Origin of the sequence: Francisella opportunistica (genome assembly GCF_003347135.1) — a bacterium.
GTDB lineage: Bacteria > Pseudomonadota > Gammaproteobacteria > Francisellales > Francisellaceae > Francisella > Francisella opportunistica.
On record NZ_CP022377.1, the window covers coordinates 1,641,756 to 1,658,957 of the forward strand.

Sequence of the window (17,202 nt, forward strand, 5' to 3'; positions counted from 1 at the left end):
TAATTGTGCTAAATGTAAATTGTTTTAGTTAAATATGTTTTTTAAAAACAAAAAAGAAAGCTCGATACTAAGTTTTCTTGTCGTTTCGTTCGCAAGCTTTTTTGCTGTGTTTATGCTGGTTATATCAATTTTTAGCTTCTACCAAGTTAAGCACCAAAATGATTCACTATTTGATTATCAGCTAAAAACTGCTGCTGAAGTTATTGAAACTATACTAAAGATCTATCCTCTAGAAGATGATGAAAATACTACTCATATGATAATGAATAGAATCTCACATTCTTTCTTAAATATAAAAAACTATAATAAAAGTGTCGGTTTTATTATATACGATCGTAAACACAAAAAACTCTTACTAAAAACTTCTAATTTACCAAGGTTTCATAAAAACTATGATGGTATAACATCTACAACAGGGTTTGAATGGGTATATACTGAAGGTGAAGAAAGACAGAAAAATTGGTATACCTATACTCTAAAGACTGATAATGGTAACCTTATTACAGTTTTTGCTAATAACACTATCAAAGACAGAATATCACGCCAAATAATCTTTAAATTTGCGATACTTTTAGCATCAACTTATATCGTACTTATTGGATTTATCTACTATATCCTAAAGACAGCTCTTCACCCGCTAGAGCGTATAAATAAACGTGTTGCTAAAATAAATCCTCGTAAAAATGAAAAGCTCGATGAAGATGTTATACCATATGAGATAAAATCTATTGTTGACCAAATTAATTCGCTAATAGAAAAGTTCCACGAGACTCTTGAAAGAGAAAAACGTTTCTCAGGCGATGCAGCTCATGAGCTTAAAACTCCAATAGCTGGAGTCAAAACGCTTGTTGAAATAGCTCTGGCATCAAATGATATAGATGAAATCAAACAAAAGCTTGAACGGATCAAAAACTCAACAAATAGATATTCTCATATTATTGACCAGCTATTGACATTAAGTAGAATTCAACCTAATGAACAGATTACATTTGGCAAAAAGCTTATGATAAATAAAGTTCTCGAGACTTTTATTGCTGAGAACGCTATCAAAGCTATAGAGAAGAATATTGAAATAGTCTTTTATCCATCACAACAGCTTTTACATTGTTATAGTAACGATTATCTACTTGGAATACTATTTAAAAATCTAATCTCAAACGCTATCAAATATACACAAAAAGGCGGTCTTATTGAAATTAGCTCATACCAAGAAGAAAATAATATAATCGTTGAAATAAAAGATAATGGAATTGGTGTACCTCCAGCAAATATTGAGCGCATTTTTGATAGATTCTATCGTGAGACAGGCACTGGAGAAGAAGGTAGTGGCCTAGGCTTAGCAATTGTTTCAGAAATTGTTAGACTTCATAATGGCAGTATTTTTGCTAAAAACAATATTTGCCAAAAAGGTATAACTGTCACTGTCAAAATCCCTATAGATCATAGGCACGAAGATTAAATATACCTTTCTAAAGCTTGCTGTAGCTGTGAATCTTCAAAAATAAACCCCAAAGATTGTAATTTTGTAGGCTTGATATTTTGGTTTGAAAGAAGTAACTCTTCACCCATTTGGCCAAATATAAGCTTTACTATAGCTGCGGGTATTTTGATAATACGCTTTTTAGCTAGATATTTTCTTAGAAGTTCAACTAAGAGCTTATGCTGAGATGCGTTTGGTGCAGTTAAGTTAAATACTCCTTTACCGTCTAGTTTCTTATCGATGATAAATTCAATAGCTCGTGATAAATCATACGCACTTACCCAACTCATATAGTTATGGCCATCGCCAAACATAATTAAAAAGCCAAACTTAGCTGGTAGTGCCATTTTCCCAAGCACCCCACCATTACCAATGACAACCCCAAAGCGCAGAATAGTATACCTTTGTAACTGAGAATCAACTAAACACTTCTCCCATTGATCAACAACTTCTTGACCAAAATTAAGCCCATCATAACTTCTATCATGATTATCTTCATCTTGTGCTAATTTAGAAAAGTTATAGTAGCCAATTGCGCTGGCATTTATTAACCAGATATTTTTATCACCTATCAGCTGTATAAGTTTATTTGTTGGTTCTATACGGCTTGATAATATTTTGTTTTTAACCGTTCTACCCCAGCGTTTCTTACCAATATTATAGCCGCATAAGTTTATGATAATATCATAATTAGCAATATTTTCTTGTGTCAACTGCTGCCATGTTATGAGATATTTGTAGGCACCTAAATTTTGTTTTGCTATTCTAGTTAATAGTGTTAACTCATGTCTACTGCTTAAATATTTAGATAGCTCTCCACCAATAAAACCCGAGCCTCCCGCTATTAATATTCTCATAACACTTCTCCAAAATTTTTTGCCTAATCTTTATAAGTTATATTATATTGATAAAAATAGCCTAAATAACATTATATTTTATTAATATTACTAGAGTAAGCTTGAGAATATTTCTAAGTTATGACAATCTTTACGTAAAAGGTTATTCAAGAATAAATGAGGTTCTCATATGTACTGGGTCGAGATTCTATCAAGAATACAATTTGCGTTCACTGTAAGCTTTCATATTTTATTCCCAGCATTTAGTATCGGGTTATCAACATTTTTGATGATTTTTGAAGCTCTGTGGCTATTTACAAAAAATGATAAATATTTGTCTATTGTCAAATTTTGGACAAAAGTATTTGCTTTAACATTTGGTATGGGTGTTGTCTCTGGAATTGTGATGGAGTTCCAGTTTGGTGCCAATTGGGCTGGATTTGCTGAAAAAGTAGGTCCTGTGCTTGGTTCATTATTCACTTATGAGGTATTAACAGCATTCTTTATAGAGGCAGGTGCCTTAGGGATAATGCTTTTTGGTTGGGGAAGAATTAACAAGTATGTTCACTTCTTAGCTAACTTTACTATATTTGCTGGAGTTACACTCTCAGCTTTCTGGATATTATCAGCAAACTCTTGGATGCAAACTCCAGATGGTGTGAATTATATAAATGGCAAATTTGAAGTTTATAGTTGGTACCATGTCATATTTAATCCTTCAGTGATACCTAGATTTATCCATATGCTTATGGCGGCATACCTAAGTACCTTAATGGTAATCTTAGGGGTTAGTGCATACTATCTTATCAAAAATAAATATCATGCTTTTGCCAAAATTTGTATTAAATTTGCAGTAACTTTAATTCTTATACTAAGTGTAAGCCAGCTTATAATCGGTGATGATGTTGGTAGAGAAGTTCATAAGAACCAACCACTAAAAACAGCTGCCATAGAAGGTGTTTGGGATACCCAAAAAGGTGCTCCTTTTGTAATCTTTGCTTACCCAAGTGAAGCACAAGAGAAGAACTTGTTTGCTATAGAAATCCCTAAATTAGCGTCTTTAATTAATACACATGAACTTAATGGTAAGCTTATAGGACTAAAATCAGTACCTGAGAAAGATAGGCCTGTAGTAGCTGTAGTGTTTTATAGCTTTAGAATAATGGTTGGTATAGGTATATTAATGATATTAATAGGCTTATTTGGAACTTTGTTGCTATCAAGAAAGAAATTAGAATCATCAAAGTGGTTTCTAAAAATTTGTACATTAACCACACCTTTAGGGTTTGTCGCAATTATTACCGGCTGGTTCACTGCTGAATTTGGTAGACAACCTTGGGTAGTATACAACATTCTTAGAACACAATATTCAGTTAGTGATCTTAATTTTTGGCAAGTTTTTGCCTCACTCTTTTCAATAATTATTGTCTACTTTATTATATTTGGGTACTTCTACTTCAAGTATTTATTTAGAATTATTAATGGCGGGCCAAGCACTGATGGAGAAGAAAGAATGCCTTACTCATATTTCCAATCAGTCGAAAAGAACACAGGTGAAGAGGAGTAAGTTATGGATTTAGGATTAATTTGGCTAATAATAATTGCTTTTGCACTACTACTATATGTGATCTTGGATGGTTTTGCACTAGGAATGGGGGTATTATTCCCACTTTTAGATGACCACCAAAAAGATATAGCAACAAGTATATTACTACCAACATGGGATGGTAACCAAACATGGCTTGTGTTTGCACTAGCATGTTTCTATGGAATGTTTCCAATAGCTTTTGCGTATATCTTTCCCAAAATTTACCTATCAGCAATACTATTAGTAGTAATGATATTATTAAGAGGAATATGCTTTGAATTTAGGCTAAAATCTTCACAAAAAGGTATAAAAAATTGGGATAAGTTATTCTTTATTTCATCACTTGTAGCTACATTCCTTCAAGGTTATATAGTTGGTGAACTAATTGTTGGCTTTCCTCATACTCACTTTTATAATATTGGTTTCTCTGCTGTCACAGGTATTACATTAGTATTTGGCTATAGCCTACTTGGAGCAACACGCTTGATATTAAAGACTGAAGGAGAGTTATTTGCAAAATCTAAACAACTTGCTAAAGTATGCTGTCTTATCCTAGCTGTTCTAATGCTAATAATTGGTGGGATGACTCCTTTATATGTCAAACTACCTTTAGATAACTTATATAAAATGGTAATATTAATAGAATTATTTGTACTTACTATAATTAGCTTCTTAATACTTATCAAAGTTATTGAAGCAAAAAATCATGCTCTACCTTACTGGCTAGCAGTAGCAATATTCATACTAACTTATGTAAGTATGTTAACATTAATATTCCCATATCTCATCCCTTATCAAATAACATATACCCAAGCTCAAGCTAGTGATACAACATTACTATTTACCTTAATCCCAGCAATTATAATGATTCCTTTATTATTGCTTTATACTAGCTATGCGTATTATATTTTCAGAGGAAAAACTAAAGAAAAATTAAGCTACTAAGCTTTTATCTGATAACTATATATTTAGCTGCTTCTTCTGGTGTAATTGTTCCAGCTTTAAGAAGGTTCTCAATACTCTGCTCCATTGTTGCCATTCCTTTGGCTGTACCAGTTTGTAGTGCTGTATATATCTGCGAGAGTTTGTTTTCTTTAATCATATTTCTAATACCAGTATTTGAGATAAGAACTTCATATGCTGCTACACGACCACCACCCTTACGTTTCAGTAAGCGCTGTGATATAACAATTTGTAATGACTCAGCTAACATATTACGCACAAGCTCTTGCTCAGCAGGTGGAAATACAGATATAACCCTATCGACGGTTTTTATAGCTGACATTGTATGTAATGTCCCTAGAACTAAGTGACCTGTTTCAGCTGCTTCTAGCGCTAATCTAATAGTTTCTAAATCACGCATTTCACCAACAAGAATACAATCAGGATCCTCCCTTAGTGCTGATTTTAGAGCCGCATTAAAACTTTTTGTATCCCTCTTAACCTCACGTTGGTTAACCAATGATCTTTGACTTGTATGGACAAATTCTACAGGGTCTTCAATAGTCAAAATATGTGAATCCTCTTTTTGATTAATCTCATTAACTAATGCCGCCAATGTACTACTCTTACCAGAACCTGTAGGCCCTGTCACTAGGATCAAACCGCCCTTTTTAGCTTGCACATCCTTGAGAATTCTTGGTGCACCAAACTGGTCTAAGGTTGGTATAGTATTTTCCAAGCGACGAAATACTGCACCGTAACCACGATTATGAAAAAAAGCATTTACCCTAAATCTTGCATCATTATCCCTATCATCTATCGAGAAATCACATTCGTATGTTTCTATCAGCTCATCTTTTTGATCATCTGTCATGATTTCTAAAAGCATCTGTGAAATCATCTTATCGTTCAGTACAGGTGATGATTCAATATCAATTAAATCGCCATCTATCCTATATTTAGACTTACAACCAGAGGATAGATGCAAATCAGATGCTTTTTTTTGAACACAAAGAGTTAATAATTTTCTTATCATATCAAGAATAAAACTTAAATTAATTGTGATAGTAAAACTTTATCGCTATTAAACGATAAAAAAAATAGTCAATTAAAGAAATTTTAGAGATTGATTATTTAAATAGTTTCTTAAAGAAATTAGCGATTTTTGCAAATGGGCAAGATGTCTCAGATGAAGCATCTGTACTACCACAACTACTAGTAGTTGATGATTCGGCAGCCTTAGACTCTTTTTTATCCCCCATAATGACTTTAAGAACAGTTTGTAAGATACCACCATTCTTTAAGTAATCGACATCAACATCAGCATCCAGGCGAGCTAAAGCCTCAAATGTTGTTATATGAGCAGTACCTGGATGAACAGCTTCTACAACTACTCTCTGACGCGGCTTAATGTTATTTAGGTTCTTAATATTGAACATTTCCGAACCATCTAAACCTAAAGTCTTAGCATTCTGACCATCAACATATTCAAGCGGTAATACACCCATACCAACCAGGTTAGACCTATGAATTCTTTCATAGCTCTCTGCAATAACTGCTTTGACGCCAAGTAGGAAAGTACCCTTAGCTGCCCAGTCACGCGACGAACCTGTACCATACTCTTTACCCGCTAATATAACTAATGGAATACCTTTTTCTTTGTATTTCATAGCAGCATCAAATACATACTGTTGAGAACCATCAAGATAATACTTAGTAAAGCCACCCTCAACATTATCTAAAAGTAAGTTACGGATACGGATATTAGCAAAAGTACCTCTCATCATAACTTCATGGTTGCCACGACGAGAGCCATAAGAGTTAAAATCTTTCTTCTCAACACCATGAGATTTTAGATATTGTCCAGCAGGATACTCTTCTGGAATAGCGCCAGCAGGCGAAATATGGTCTGTAGTTACAGAATCACCTAACATTAGAAGAGTTCTAGCGCCTTTGATATCTAAATCATCATTACCCTCTGCAAACTTCTCAAAGAAGTTAGGGCATTGGATATAAGTAGAAGATTCATCAAACTCGTAAAGCTTACCTTCTGGAGCTTTAAGTTTTTGCCAGTCTTCAGTACCATCAAGAACTGTTGCATAAGCTTTTTTAAACATGTCTGAGTTAACCACATCAGCTTGTATAGCAGCAATCTCTTCTGTGGTTGGCCAAATATCTGCAAGGTAAACATCATTATCCTCTGCATCTTTACCGATAGCATCTTCAACTGGATCAAAATCAACAGTCCCAGCTAATGCATAAGCAACTACATGGATTGGCGATGCAAGGTAATTAGCCTTAACATGAGGATTAATACGACCTTCAAAGTTACGGTTACCTGAACTTACAGAAGCAACCACAAGGTCAGCTTCATTAATAGCTTCAACCACAGGCTCATCAAGAGGACCAGAGTTACCAATACAAGTAGTACAACCATAACCAACTAGGTTAAAACCTAAGTTCTCAAGCTCTGGTAACAAATTAGCCTTCTCAAGATATTGAGTCACGACTTGAGATCCAGGAGCTAAAGATGTTTTAACATAAGGTTTAACCTTAAGTCCTTTTGCATTTGCTTTCTTAGCTAATAAACCAGCACCTAAAAGTAGTGATGGGTTAGAAGTATTTGTACAAGAGGTAATTGCAGCAATAGCAAGTGAGCCGTGAGTAATTCTTTCACCAAGACCTTTTACTTCAGCTGAATTTTGTAATTGCTCTTGAGTTAAGCCAAAACCATGTAATCCTTGCTCATGTACCAAAGCTTCTGCAAAAGCTTTTTTCATATCATGGAATGCTACCCTATCTTGTGGACGCTTAGGACCTGCAAGATTAGATTCAACTTCCGTTAGATCTATTTCTACTATACTAGAATATTCTGGCTCTTCTGCAGGATTTTCTCTAAATAATAACTGCTCTTTATACATTTCACGCGCAGCGTCTACAAGCTCATTACGATTAGTGTTGTTAAAGAACTCTAAAGTTAATTCATCAACCGGGAAAAAACCAATAGTTGCACCATATTCTGGAGCCATATTTGCTATAGTTGCTCTATCTGGTAAAGATAAGCTTTCTAAACCTTCGCCATAGTACTCTACAAACTTACCAACAACACCATGCTTTCTAAGTACTTCTGTAATCTTAAGTACAAGATCAGTAGCTGTTACACCAGTTTTTAATTTACCAGTAAGCTTCACACCAACAACATCAGGTAAAACCATGTAATATGGTTGACCAAGCATTACAGCTTCAGCTTCAATACCACCTACACCCCAGCCTACTACACCAACACCATTGATCATAGTAGTATGCGAGTCTGTACCTACTAGAGTATCTGGGTAAATTATATCTTCACCATTGATGTTTTTAACTAAAGCACCTTTTGCAAGGTACTCTAAATTAACTTGATGGATAATCCCCATTCCAGGTGGTACAACTATGAAATCATCAAATGCTTTTTGTGCCCACTTAAGTAAGCTGTATCTCTCACCGTTTCTTTCGAATTCCTTAGCTACGTTTTGAGCTAAAGCAGTTTTTGTTCCATAGAAATCGACCTGTACTGAGTGGTCAATTACCATAGCTGTATCTACAAGAGGATTAATTTTATCTGCATCACCACCAGCATCTTTGATCGCCTTTCTCATCGCAGCTAAATCAACTACTGCTGGAACACCTGTGAAATCTTGCATCACAACCCTAGCAGGCATATGTGGAATCTCAGTTCTTGAACTAGCTTTAGCATCCCATTCTAAAACTTTGTGCATATCATCTTCTTTTACTTTATAACCATCTATATTTCTAAGCTGGTTTTCAAGTAATACCCTGATCGAATAAGGAAGACGCGTAACATCTTTATCAAGCTCTTGTGAAAGTTTCTTTAAGCTATATAGAGTATACTTCTTTCCTTTATTCTCTATTTGCAGCTTAGTGATATTTTTAATATCAGACATGCTCTAACCTCCGTAGATACTAATTAATTTTTGCAAAACACGCATATATTTTAACCTGTTAATGGCTATTTGTATATAAAATATAGAATTTCAAGTAGCTTGTTCTAACTTAGTAGAGAAATGTCAAGCTTACCTTTCTTAAACGGTGGACACCATAAATAGTTAGTTTCGATAATTTTAGAAAATTTAAAGACACCATCGATAATGCCATCACTGCCGCCAAGCATATTACCCATTTGTAAATTAAAAGATCTAAAAGATGGCGCAAATCCTGAAAACATAAAACCACCATTTAATTGATCGTCTGACCATGGCATCGATTTTCTTAAGATTTGTGCTTCTGGTTCAAAATTTTCTTTTGCTGATCTTCTTATATGTGCAAAGTCTTTTAAATTCTCAAACTGGTGCGAATCATCCAAAGATCTACCGACACACTCTTCTTTTGCTGATTGACTAGCACTATTTAACCAATCAAAGTCATGAAGCCACTGCTGCAGTACCCAAAAACTAGAACCCTCTAATTCACCTTCAAGTACTATAGAAGCTGACACAACTTCTACACCTTTAGGGTTCTCAATACCATCCTCGAAGCCTGATAAATCATACTTACCACGGTACGTATAGCTTGAAATGACTTTTTCGTTATCAAAATAATCTCCAAGAGCTTTTTTAATAGCTATTGCCTTGTGAAATAATTCTCCTCTATCATCATCTCTTAACCAAAGAACCAAATCATAACCATCATCATCGCACATTCTTGGATTATTAAATTTAGTTCTTTTAAAATTTTCATTACCCGGTATTTTAAACATCTTAAGAAGATTATTGCCAAAGCCAGCAACTACACTTTTACCATCGACAAATCTTTGCAAAATTTTTAGACCAAACTTAATATCAGTATTTTTTTTAATATTAAACATCATATATACAGCTGACGATGGCAAGTTCTCAACAATTCCTAGTTGATATTTGATTATTTCCACTTAACTTTTCCTTATAAATCTCTCTTTAACAGTTATAATATAAACAACGGCAATAAAACTCCATAAACAATGTTAAAAAAACAACTTTCTTTATTTATTATTGTCGGCGTCTTAGCTTCAATAACTAACTTTATTATCGTTTGGGTCCTTGTTGAATTAGATATTTTCAGACCATTAGTTGCAAACTTTTTTGCTTTTTTAATTGCATTTAATGTTAGCTATTTTGGACATCGGTTTCTGACATTTTCGACAACTACTCAGTCCCATAAAAAAGCTGCTACACAATTTTTTATAAATGTTATGATAGGCCTTGGCCTAAATGAATCAATTTATTATGTGTTATTACATATACTAAAAATACAATACCTATTAGCTTTATTTATCACTATGGGACTAGTTGCCATATATACTTTTGTTGTAAGTAAATTTTTAATCTTTAAGGCATAAAATGTTTGAAATAAACAAACAAATTGGAATTTATATCCATTTTCCTTGGTGTGTGCGTAAATGTCCATACTGTGATTTTAATTCTCATCCGATAAGAGATGATAGCTATCTTTCAGCACAGTATTATCAAAAACTTATCGCTGATTTTGACACTCATCTTGATGATTTACAAGCTAGAGAAATTATAAGTATTTTCATTGGGGGAGGCACTCCTTCGCTTTTTAAAGCTGAGTATCTCGATAAGGTTTTACAATATATCACTAAAAATGCAAAAATTAGTACTAACTGCGAAATAACTTTAGAAATGAATCCAGGAACTGTAGAGAGAGGTACAATACTAAGTTATCAAAATATTGGTATTAATAGAATATCTCTTGGGGTGCAAAGTTTTCAAGATGATAAACTAAGAATTTTGGGTAGAATTCATAATTGTGAAAATGTCTACACAACTATTGATGAAATCAAAAATTCAAAAATCTCAAATTTTAATATTGATATAATGCATGGGCTTCCAAATCAGAGCTTTGATGATGGGTATTTTGATATAACTCAAGCTATAGCAATGCAACCAACGCATATTTCCTGGTATCAACTTACTATTGAGCCTAATACCTTATTTGCAGCAAAACCACCAAAACTCCCTGCTGAAGAAATTCTCGAGAGCATTGAAATAGCTGGCAAAGAGGCTCTAGCACACGCAGGTTTTAAGCAATATGAAGTTTCCGCTTTTGCTCAAAATACTCTAAGATCTATTCATAATTCTAATTACTGGATGTTTGGCGATTATATAGGTATAGGTGCAGGAGCACACAGTAAAATTACTAATCTTGAAACTAAACAAATCAAAAGAGTTTGGAAACATAAACACCCTAAGATATATACTCAAACTGTTAAATTTATCAAAGACTCAAACATAGTTACCAGTAATGAAATTATATATGAATTTATGCTTAATGCCCTAAGATTAAAAAACGGTTTTAGTCTTAGAAGCTTTGAACAACAAACTTTATTATCAAGAGATACTATTAGCAAGCAGATACAACTAGGTATTGACCAGGGTTTTTTAATGTTAAAGGATAATCAGGTTAAATCAACAATTAAAGGCTATTTGTTTCTAAATGATTGTATCAATCTTTTTAGCTAATCATCATAGCTTATTTGTGAAATTTTACCACTAACTGCATCGACCAAAACTTTAACTTCATGATTATTACTATCTAAACACTCTACTTTATATGCGCCATTATAATTCTCTACACTTGTAATAGTCTTACATCTAACTTGAGGAATAGCTGCTATAGCCTGACTCATATTAATCTCTTTAGCGGCTTGCTTTGGTGCAGGTACTGCTGCTGTATCAGGATCAATATACAAATATTGTTCTTGCCCATTTTTATTAATCACTATTGCCTTGTATACACCATCATCATATTCAACTTTGTTAATACCACTATAACCTTGAGAGTAGATATTACTAACAATTTTAGCTAATGGTAGCGCTGTCGAGTTTGGAATATCACCAGCAAATGCATTAGATGATAATACAGTTACTGCTAGGGCAAGTCCTGAAATTAACGTAGCTATTTTATTCATATTTAATCTCCAAAATAAATATAAAACTAACCCACTTAATTAATCTAACATGTGGTTATACTAACATCAATTATACTTTAGCGGTAGTAATATGTTAGTTATTTACCTAGAGCAGTATTTATATATTCATCTGCTTGCTCTCGGAAAAATTTAACTAATTTAGTTTTATTTTCTAAATGTTTTGAAACTATAACTGTCCGCTGGTAAAGAAGAGTTTCCGCTGCAACCCCCTCTAATGGAATGATATTTAGGTTCAATATATGCTCATATCCATTAACTAAACATCCTGCACCTAAACCATTTTCAATAAGCTTAGCTTTGTGAATATCATCTTCAACGATGTATCTTATATGTTTTAATATAGGAGTCAGTTGCTTATCATCAATATTGATAGTTAAGTTGTAGTCACTACTATCTCTACGAATTATAAAAGGTACATTAAATATATTTTTTGGCTCATTTTTTAGGTTATATTCAATATAAATATCTTTGTTAACATAAATCTTTGAAGGTATTCTTGTTCCATCAATAGTCGCAGCAACAATCCAGCGATCTTGATCTATTTTCTCTAAGTCTTTTGATGTCACTATTGCAACATCATAGTTGCTTAACTGATAAAAATAATTATTCGCCTGATATAAAAAATAACTATCAAATGTAAAAGTATATTTACCACTTTCATCAACCTGATGTATTTTTGGAGAGATAAAGTCAATAAACGCTCGTGTTCCAAAAATTCTAATATATTTAAGATTATGGGGCTGTTGAAAGCTTACCCAATTTGTGTGTTTAAAGCTTAATTCTTTAACGCTGTGCATCTTAGGCCACTATTCTAAAGTTTTTCTTTATGTTTTATTAATATTTCTGATATTTGGATACACGTATCCTAGTTCAAGCACAAATTGAGTGGGTCAAGCACTACAAGTCGCTTAAGATTGAAGCAAATAGATTTCATCAGTTCAGCAAAGTGATTTTTTGAAACTCCTCTATATCTAACACGTTTATCCTGATGAGCAAACACTCTTTCATAAGGTGAACGTATAGCACTAAACCAACTGTCTTGATCATGATTTTTACCAAGCATATTATTCTTCTTTATAGCTTTAAGGTCACAACAGTTATCCCTGGCAGTTTTGTTAGCATATTTTGTACAGTATCCCTTATCAGCATAAATCGCACCACCATCAGGGCAAACATATTTTATACCCTTTGCGTCTGTAACATTGGCAGGTGTCACAGCTACTTTATTAATCAGTCCACTCTGCATATCTACACTAGTATGTTTCTTATAACCATACCAAAATTTATCTTTACCTTTACAGCCTATACGTGCTTGCTTATCTATAGCTACTTTAGGAAGTATTTCATTATTTAACTTTTCATATTTCTCTTTGATAGCTTTATCTCTTTCTTTCCAAAGATTAGCTTTAGCTATTAAGTGACTAGCATCAACAAAACTAAAGACTTCATTGATAAATCCTTGTTGTTTTAATTGCTTTCTTAAATCATTAAAAATTTCCGATATAAAACGAGTACCTATATTCTTTCTAAATTTACAAAATACACTATGATCGGGAGTTTTTTCTAATAATGTAAATTCACAAAACCATTTTGCTGCGTTATTCTCTTGTAGATATTTCTCTAATTCTCTATCGCTAAGATCTTCCATAAATTGTAATAGTAAACATTTAAATAAACGTAGCATTCCATAACCTTTATAAGGGTTATCTTTTTCAAACTTCTTTAATTTCTTAGCAACATTTTTAAAATTCCAAATCGATACAAACTTACGATATATATGATTTCTCGGTACTAAGTCATTAAGACTTATCATCTCTAGTTGATTCATCAGATAAGCATATGAAAATTAATATAACTATATTTTAACAAATATTATTCTATATATGGCTAGTTTTCAACACGCCCATTATCTATGCCTTTATATTTGCTAGTAAGGATACTGTTCTCTAAATCTGTGTATAGCCTATGACAAGATGCATAATATTTTTTACCATCTCTTGTTATCTCTATTTTATTACTATTTGGTTGTGTTAGCTTAACTCCTAAATAATTTTCTAAGAGCTCTAGCTTACTTCTAACTGTATTTATCTCTACAGAATAAAGATTCTTGACAGCAGTATATGAACCTAATTCAACCAAAGATATAAAATACCTAGTTCCTTCAATAACATTTTTATCAACGACTTCTTTAATAAGGTTACTCATGTAATTTGAATAGAAAAAAATTAATACGTTATAATTATAATATCAACAAAAAAATATATTTGAAACATTATAATAGTTTGGTGCACTGAGCGAGGCTCGAACTCGCACGTCCTACGGACACCACCCCCTCAAGATGGCGTGTCTACCAATTCCACCACCAGTGCAATAGAACTTATTTAGAAGCTGTTTTTGAGTTTGTAACAGCTTGAGAAACTTCTTTTTGGTACTGATCATACTGACTAGCAATTGAGCTATCAGTACTAGCGATACTTGTGTTTGCTGTTGTCGCTTGGCTTTTACCTAAGTACCCTAAAGTAAGACAACACACAAAGAATACTGCCGTAAAAAATACCGTTATCTTAAATAAGAATGAAGCTGCTCCTTTACTACCAAAAACAGTATTTGAAGCACCCGCACCAAAGGAAACACCCATATTAGCGCCTTTACCTTGCTGTAGCAACACTAGTACTACAATCGCAATAGCTGCGATAATATCAATAGTTAAAATTATTCCGTACATATCTTGTTTGCTTGATTTATTATTTCGTTAAACTCAGTGGCTTTCAAAGATGCTCCACCAATTAAACCACCATCAACATCTGGCAAGCTTAATATATCTTTCGCATTTTCAGCTTTTAGGCTACCACCATACACTATTTTTATATTTTTAGCAAGCATTTCATCAACTTTAGCTAGCAATAAACGAATAAATTGATGTGTTTTTTGGATTTGCTCTAATGATGCCACAACCCCTGTACCTATTGCCCACACAGGCTCATATGCAATTACTATTTTTGCTAACTGCTCAGCAGACAAATTCTCCAAGATTAAGCTTAGTTGTGTTGCTAAAACTTCTTCCAGTCTGCCGCTTTGTCTATCATCTAAAGATTCTCCTATACACACTACTGGTGTTATAGCAGTGTCTATGACCTTGTTAAGCTTTTTAAAAACATCTACATCTGATTCAGCAAATAAAGATCTTCTTTCAGAATGACCAATCAGCAAATAGTTACAACCGATATCAAGTAACATACTAGCGGATATTTCGCCAGTATATGCTCCATCATCATAAAAAGTAATATTTTGTAAACCAACACCTACTTTCTCTGGAAGTTGTGAAATTACCTCTTTAACATAAACACTTGATGGGAAAACAGCAACAGCTACTTTTGAACTATCATACTTCGCTTGTGAAATACCGCCACAAAGCTCTTTTATGCTTGTAGAGCTGCCATTCATTTTCCAATTACCCATTATTAATTTTTGCATATCTACACCAATTTTTGTTTTACCTTTCCAACCAAATACTCAGCTTCGTTTGTAGCAAGATTCTTATCATCTGCTTCAACCATGACCCTTAAAACAGGTTCAGTACCTGATGGCCTTAATAAAACCCTTCCTCTGTTACCTAAGCGCCTCTCAACATCATTAACATCGCCAGCAACCTTCTCTAAATCTTGAGATGTTACTTTCTTATTCAGCGGAACATTGATTAATGCTTGTTGCATTAACTCACCCTGCAGTTTAAATTCAGATACAGGTTTATCAGCTTGGGAAAAAACAGCCAATAGCTGTATTGCTGTAAACAAACCATCACCAGTAGTACCAAAGTTTAGATTGATAACATGCCCTGATGATTCGCCACCAATTTTATAACCATACTTGACTAAATCTTCTAAGACATATCTATCACCAACTTTTGAACGAATAAATGGAATATTGTTAGCTTTATAGTGATTCTCATAACTCATATTTGTCATTTGTGTGCCAACAATACCTTTAGTACCGCCACAAATATCACTATATTGAGCGAGAATATTTAGTATTCCATCACCATCAATTTCTTGACCATTCTCATCAACAATAATTATTCTATCTGCATCACCGTCCAGAGAAATACCTAAATCAGCATTATGCTCTTTAACAGCTTTTTTAATATTTGAAATGCAAGTAGCACCGCACTCAACATTTATATTTAAACCATCAGGATTAGATGCTATAGAGATATAGTCTATACCAAATCTATCGAGCAAAGCCTCAAAATTATGTGATGCTGCTCCATGAGCACAATCAATAACAACTTTACCTTTATAATTGACTAGATTGCCAAAACGGCTATAAATGCTCTCGATATACTCGTTTATAGCGTTTGCTAATATCTTATAGTTACCAAACTTGAATTGTGGCTGATAAACAAAATCACTATCAATTTTAGCTTCAACCTCTTCTTCTAAAGCATCATCTAGCTTAAAACCATTAGAAGAAAATAATTTAATACCATTATCAGTAAATTTATTGTGCGATGCTGTAATTACAAATCCAGCAGCAGCTTGATGCTTAACGGTCATAAATGCTACTACGGGAGTTGGCACGACCCCTAAGTCTAGTACATCAATTCCCGCAGCATTTAAACCAGAAACTAAAGCAAATTTTAAGAACCCTCCTGAGCTACGCATATCTTGACCAACAATCACAAATTTTGGATAATTCTTTTGGTTTATTAATGAGCCAACCGCATTACCTAATTTTTGTGTAAACTCTGCTGTTATTGTTGAGTTAGCAACTTCACCACGGATACCATCTGTTCCAAAATACTTTGCCATAATTTAACCTCTAGAATTTTATCAATGCTGAAACATTATATCCAGCAAGCACTTCTCTACCACCTAAACCATCAAGTTCCATCACAAATATAAGCCCTGCAACCTTTGCTTGAGTTTTTTCTATAAGCTGTACGGTTGCTTTTGCAGTACCACCAGTTGCTAATAAATCATCAACCACCAATACTTCATCTGTAGCTTTAAAAGCATCTTTATGTATTTCTAGGCTATCACTACCATACTCTAAGTCATATTTGACACTATAAGTTTCTCTTGGCAGTTTACCAGGCTTTCTAACTGGCACAAAACCTAGACCTAATACTTCAGCAAGTGCAACACCAAAAATAAATCCTCTACTTTCTGTGCCAGCAACAACAGTTGGGGCAATACCTTTGTTTTTTAGCTCTTGTGCCATTGCCTCAGCAGTTTTTCTGAGACCTTGTGGATCTGCAAGTAAAGGTGTAATATCTCGAAACATAATACCTGGTCTTGGAAAACCAGGCACAGCCGCGATCTTACTTTTTATAAAATCTAAGTTCATAGAAAAGTACCTTTAGGATAAT

At 33.6% G+C, this 17,202-nt stretch carries 16 protein-coding genes, 1 tRNA gene and 1 pseudogene; 5 read left to right on the forward strand and 13 right to left on the reverse strand.

Annotated features, from left to right (window positions below):
- The first annotated feature begins 34 nt into the window (after positions 1-34).
- Entirely contained in the window at positions 35-1,459 is a 1,425-nt protein-coding gene (locus CGC45_RS08055) for a sensor histidine kinase (RefSeq protein WP_071629777.1), read from the forward strand.
- Here CGC45_RS08055 and CGC45_RS08060 read toward each other — a convergent pair.
- Positions 1,456-2,337 (reverse strand): TIGR01777 family oxidoreductase, encoded by an 882-nt coding sequence (locus CGC45_RS08060; RefSeq protein ID WP_071629778.1) that lies wholly within the window; start codon positions 2,335-2,337, stop codon positions 1,456-1,458. The two genes, CGC45_RS08055 and CGC45_RS08060, sit on opposite strands and share 4 nt — an antisense overlap.
- 169 nt (positions 2,338-2,506) lie before the next feature.
- On the opposite strand from CGC45_RS08060, the gene CGC45_RS08065 reads away from it, so the two are divergent.
- Positions 2,507-3,883 (forward strand): cytochrome ubiquinol oxidase subunit I, encoded by a 1,377-nt coding sequence (locus CGC45_RS08065; RefSeq protein ID WP_071629779.1) that lies wholly within the window; start codon positions 2,507-2,509, stop codon positions 3,881-3,883.
- 3 nt (positions 3,884-3,886) lie between these two features.
- A complete protein-coding gene (locus CGC45_RS08070) occupies positions 3,887-4,849 on the forward strand; it encodes a cytochrome d ubiquinol oxidase subunit II (protein WP_071629780.1) in 963 nt (320 codons plus the stop codon).
- A gap of 4 nt (positions 4,850-4,853) precedes the next feature.
- Here the strand turns inward: CGC45_RS08070 and CGC45_RS08075 are convergent, their stop codons facing one another.
- The 3 genes from CGC45_RS08075 to CGC45_RS08085 form a co-directional block, all read right to left on the reverse strand.
- The gene (locus CGC45_RS08075; protein ID WP_071629781.1) at positions 4,854-5,882 is read right to left on the reverse strand and encodes a type IV pilus twitching motility protein PilT; all 1,029 of its coding nucleotides are present in this window, start codon (positions 5,880-5,882) and stop codon (positions 4,854-4,856) included.
- Positions 5,883-5,976: 94 nt separating this feature from the next.
- Entirely contained in the window at positions 5,977-8,790 is a 2,814-nt protein-coding gene (gene acnA, locus CGC45_RS08080) for an aconitate hydratase AcnA (RefSeq protein WP_071629782.1), read from the reverse strand.
- Between the two features lie 104 nt (positions 8,791-8,894).
- Complete coding sequence (locus tag CGC45_RS08085; protein WP_071629783.1) at positions 8,895-9,773, reverse strand: Dyp-type peroxidase; 879 nt, start codon at positions 9,771-9,773, stop codon at positions 8,895-8,897.
- 69 nt (positions 9,774-9,842) lie between these two features.
- Between CGC45_RS08085 and CGC45_RS08090 the strand changes: the two genes are divergently transcribed.
- Together CGC45_RS08090 and hemW are read left to right on the forward strand one after the other, a co-directional pair.
- Positions 9,843-10,220, forward strand: a complete 378-nt coding sequence (locus CGC45_RS08090; RefSeq protein WP_071629784.1) for a GtrA family protein — start codon at positions 9,843-9,845, stop codon at positions 10,218-10,220.
- A gap of 1 nt (position 10,221) precedes the next feature.
- Positions 10,222-11,364 (forward strand): radical SAM family heme chaperone HemW, encoded by a 1,143-nt coding sequence (hemW, locus tag CGC45_RS08095; RefSeq protein WP_071629785.1) that lies wholly within the window; start codon positions 10,222-10,224, stop codon positions 11,362-11,364.
- Here the strand turns inward: hemW and CGC45_RS08100 are convergent.
- The 9 genes and pseudogenes from CGC45_RS08100 to CGC45_RS08145 all read right to left on the reverse strand — a co-directional run bounded on the left by CGC45_RS08100 (position 11,361) and on the right by CGC45_RS08145 (position 17,180).
- Positions 11,361-11,813 (reverse strand): PepSY domain-containing protein, encoded by a 453-nt coding sequence (locus tag CGC45_RS08100; protein ID WP_071629786.1) that lies wholly within the window; start codon positions 11,811-11,813, stop codon positions 11,361-11,363. The two genes, hemW and CGC45_RS08100, sit on opposite strands and share 4 nt — an antisense overlap.
- 98 nt (positions 11,814-11,911) lie before the next feature.
- Positions 11,912-12,631, reverse strand: a complete 720-nt coding sequence (locus CGC45_RS09395; protein WP_257211278.1) for a hypothetical protein — start codon at positions 12,629-12,631, stop codon at positions 11,912-11,914.
- 68 nt (positions 12,632-12,699) lie between these two features.
- A complete protein-coding gene (locus tag CGC45_RS08115) occupies positions 12,700-13,662 on the reverse strand; it encodes a transposase (protein WP_071628504.1) in 963 nt (320 codons plus the stop codon).
- A gap of 77 nt (positions 13,663-13,739) precedes the next feature.
- Positions 13,740-14,039 (reverse strand): annotated as a pseudogene (locus tag CGC45_RS08120) (LysR family transcriptional regulator); the annotation flags it as partial.
- Positions 14,040-14,117: 78 nt separating this feature from the next.
- Positions 14,118-14,203: transfer RNA gene (locus tag CGC45_RS08125), tRNA-Leu, on the reverse strand.
- Positions 14,204-14,211: 8 nt separating this feature from the next.
- Complete coding sequence (secG, locus tag CGC45_RS08130) at positions 14,212-14,559, reverse strand: preprotein translocase subunit SecG (RefSeq protein WP_071629788.1); 348 nt, start codon at positions 14,557-14,559, stop codon at positions 14,212-14,214.
- Positions 14,547-15,308 carry a triose-phosphate isomerase gene (gene tpiA / locus CGC45_RS08135; protein WP_071629789.1) on the reverse strand — a complete coding sequence of 254 codons (762 nt, stop codon included), beginning with the start codon at positions 15,306-15,308 and terminating at the stop codon, positions 14,547-14,549. Before tpiA ends, secG begins: the two co-directional genes overlap by 13 nt.
- Before the next feature lie 2 nt (positions 15,309-15,310).
- Entirely contained in the window at positions 15,311-16,642 is a 1,332-nt protein-coding gene (glmM, locus tag CGC45_RS08140; protein WP_071629790.1) for a phosphoglucosamine mutase, read from the reverse strand.
- 10 nt (positions 16,643-16,652) lie between these two features.
- A complete protein-coding gene (locus tag CGC45_RS08145) occupies positions 16,653-17,180 on the reverse strand; it encodes an adenine phosphoribosyltransferase (protein WP_071629791.1) in 528 nt (175 codons plus the stop codon).
- Positions 17,181-17,202: the final 22 nt, after the last annotated feature.

Bases quoted from the DNA above. Each gene is read 5' to 3' on its own strand.
- CGC45_RS08055 (WP_071629777.1), top strand. From the start codon at position 35: ATGTTTTTTAAAAACAAAAAAGAAAGCTCGATACTAAGTTTTCTTGTC.
- CGC45_RS08060 (WP_071629778.1), bottom strand. From the start codon at position 2,337: ATGAGAATATTAATAGCGGGAGGCTCGGGTTTTATTGGTGGAGAGCTA.
- CGC45_RS08065 (WP_071629779.1), top strand. From the start codon at position 2,507: ATGTACTGGGTCGAGATTCTATCAAGAATACAATTTGCGTTCACTGTA.
- CGC45_RS08070 (WP_071629780.1), top strand. From the start codon at position 3,887: ATGGATTTAGGATTAATTTGGCTAATAATAATTGCTTTTGCACTACTA.
- CGC45_RS08075 (WP_071629781.1), bottom strand. From the start codon at position 5,882: ATGATAAGAAAATTATTAACTCTTTGTGTTCAAAAAAAAGCATCTGAT.
- acnA (WP_071629782.1), bottom strand. From the start codon at position 8,790: ATGTCTGATATTAAAAATATCACTAAGCTGCAAATAGAGAATAAAGGA.
- CGC45_RS08090 (WP_071629784.1), top strand. From the start codon at position 9,843: ATGTTAAAAAAACAACTTTCTTTATTTATTATTGTCGGCGTCTTAGCT.
- hemW (WP_071629785.1), top strand. From the start codon at position 10,222: ATGTTTGAAATAAACAAACAAATTGGAATTTATATCCATTTTCCTTGG.
- CGC45_RS08100 (WP_071629786.1), bottom strand. From the start codon at position 11,813: ATGAATAAAATAGCTACGTTAATTTCAGGACTTGCCCTAGCAGTAACT.
- CGC45_RS09395 (WP_257211278.1), bottom strand. From the start codon at position 12,631: ATGCACAGCGTTAAAGAATTAAGCTTTAAACACACAAATTGGGTAAGC.
- CGC45_RS08115 (WP_071628504.1), bottom strand. From the start codon at position 13,662: ATGAATCAACTAGAGATGATAAGTCTTAATGACTTAGTACCGAGAAAT.
- secG (WP_071629788.1), bottom strand. From the start codon at position 14,559: ATGTACGGAATAATTTTAACTATTGATATTATCGCAGCTATTGCGATT.
- tpiA (WP_071629789.1), bottom strand. From the start codon at position 15,308: ATGCAAAAATTAATAATGGGTAATTGGAAAATGAATGGCAGCTCTACA.
- glmM (WP_071629790.1), bottom strand. From the start codon at position 16,642: ATGGCAAAGTATTTTGGAACAGATGGTATCCGTGGTGAAGTTGCTAAC.
- CGC45_RS08145 (WP_071629791.1), bottom strand. From the start codon at position 17,180: ATGAACTTAGATTTTATAAAAAGTAAGATCGCGGCTGTGCCTGGTTTT.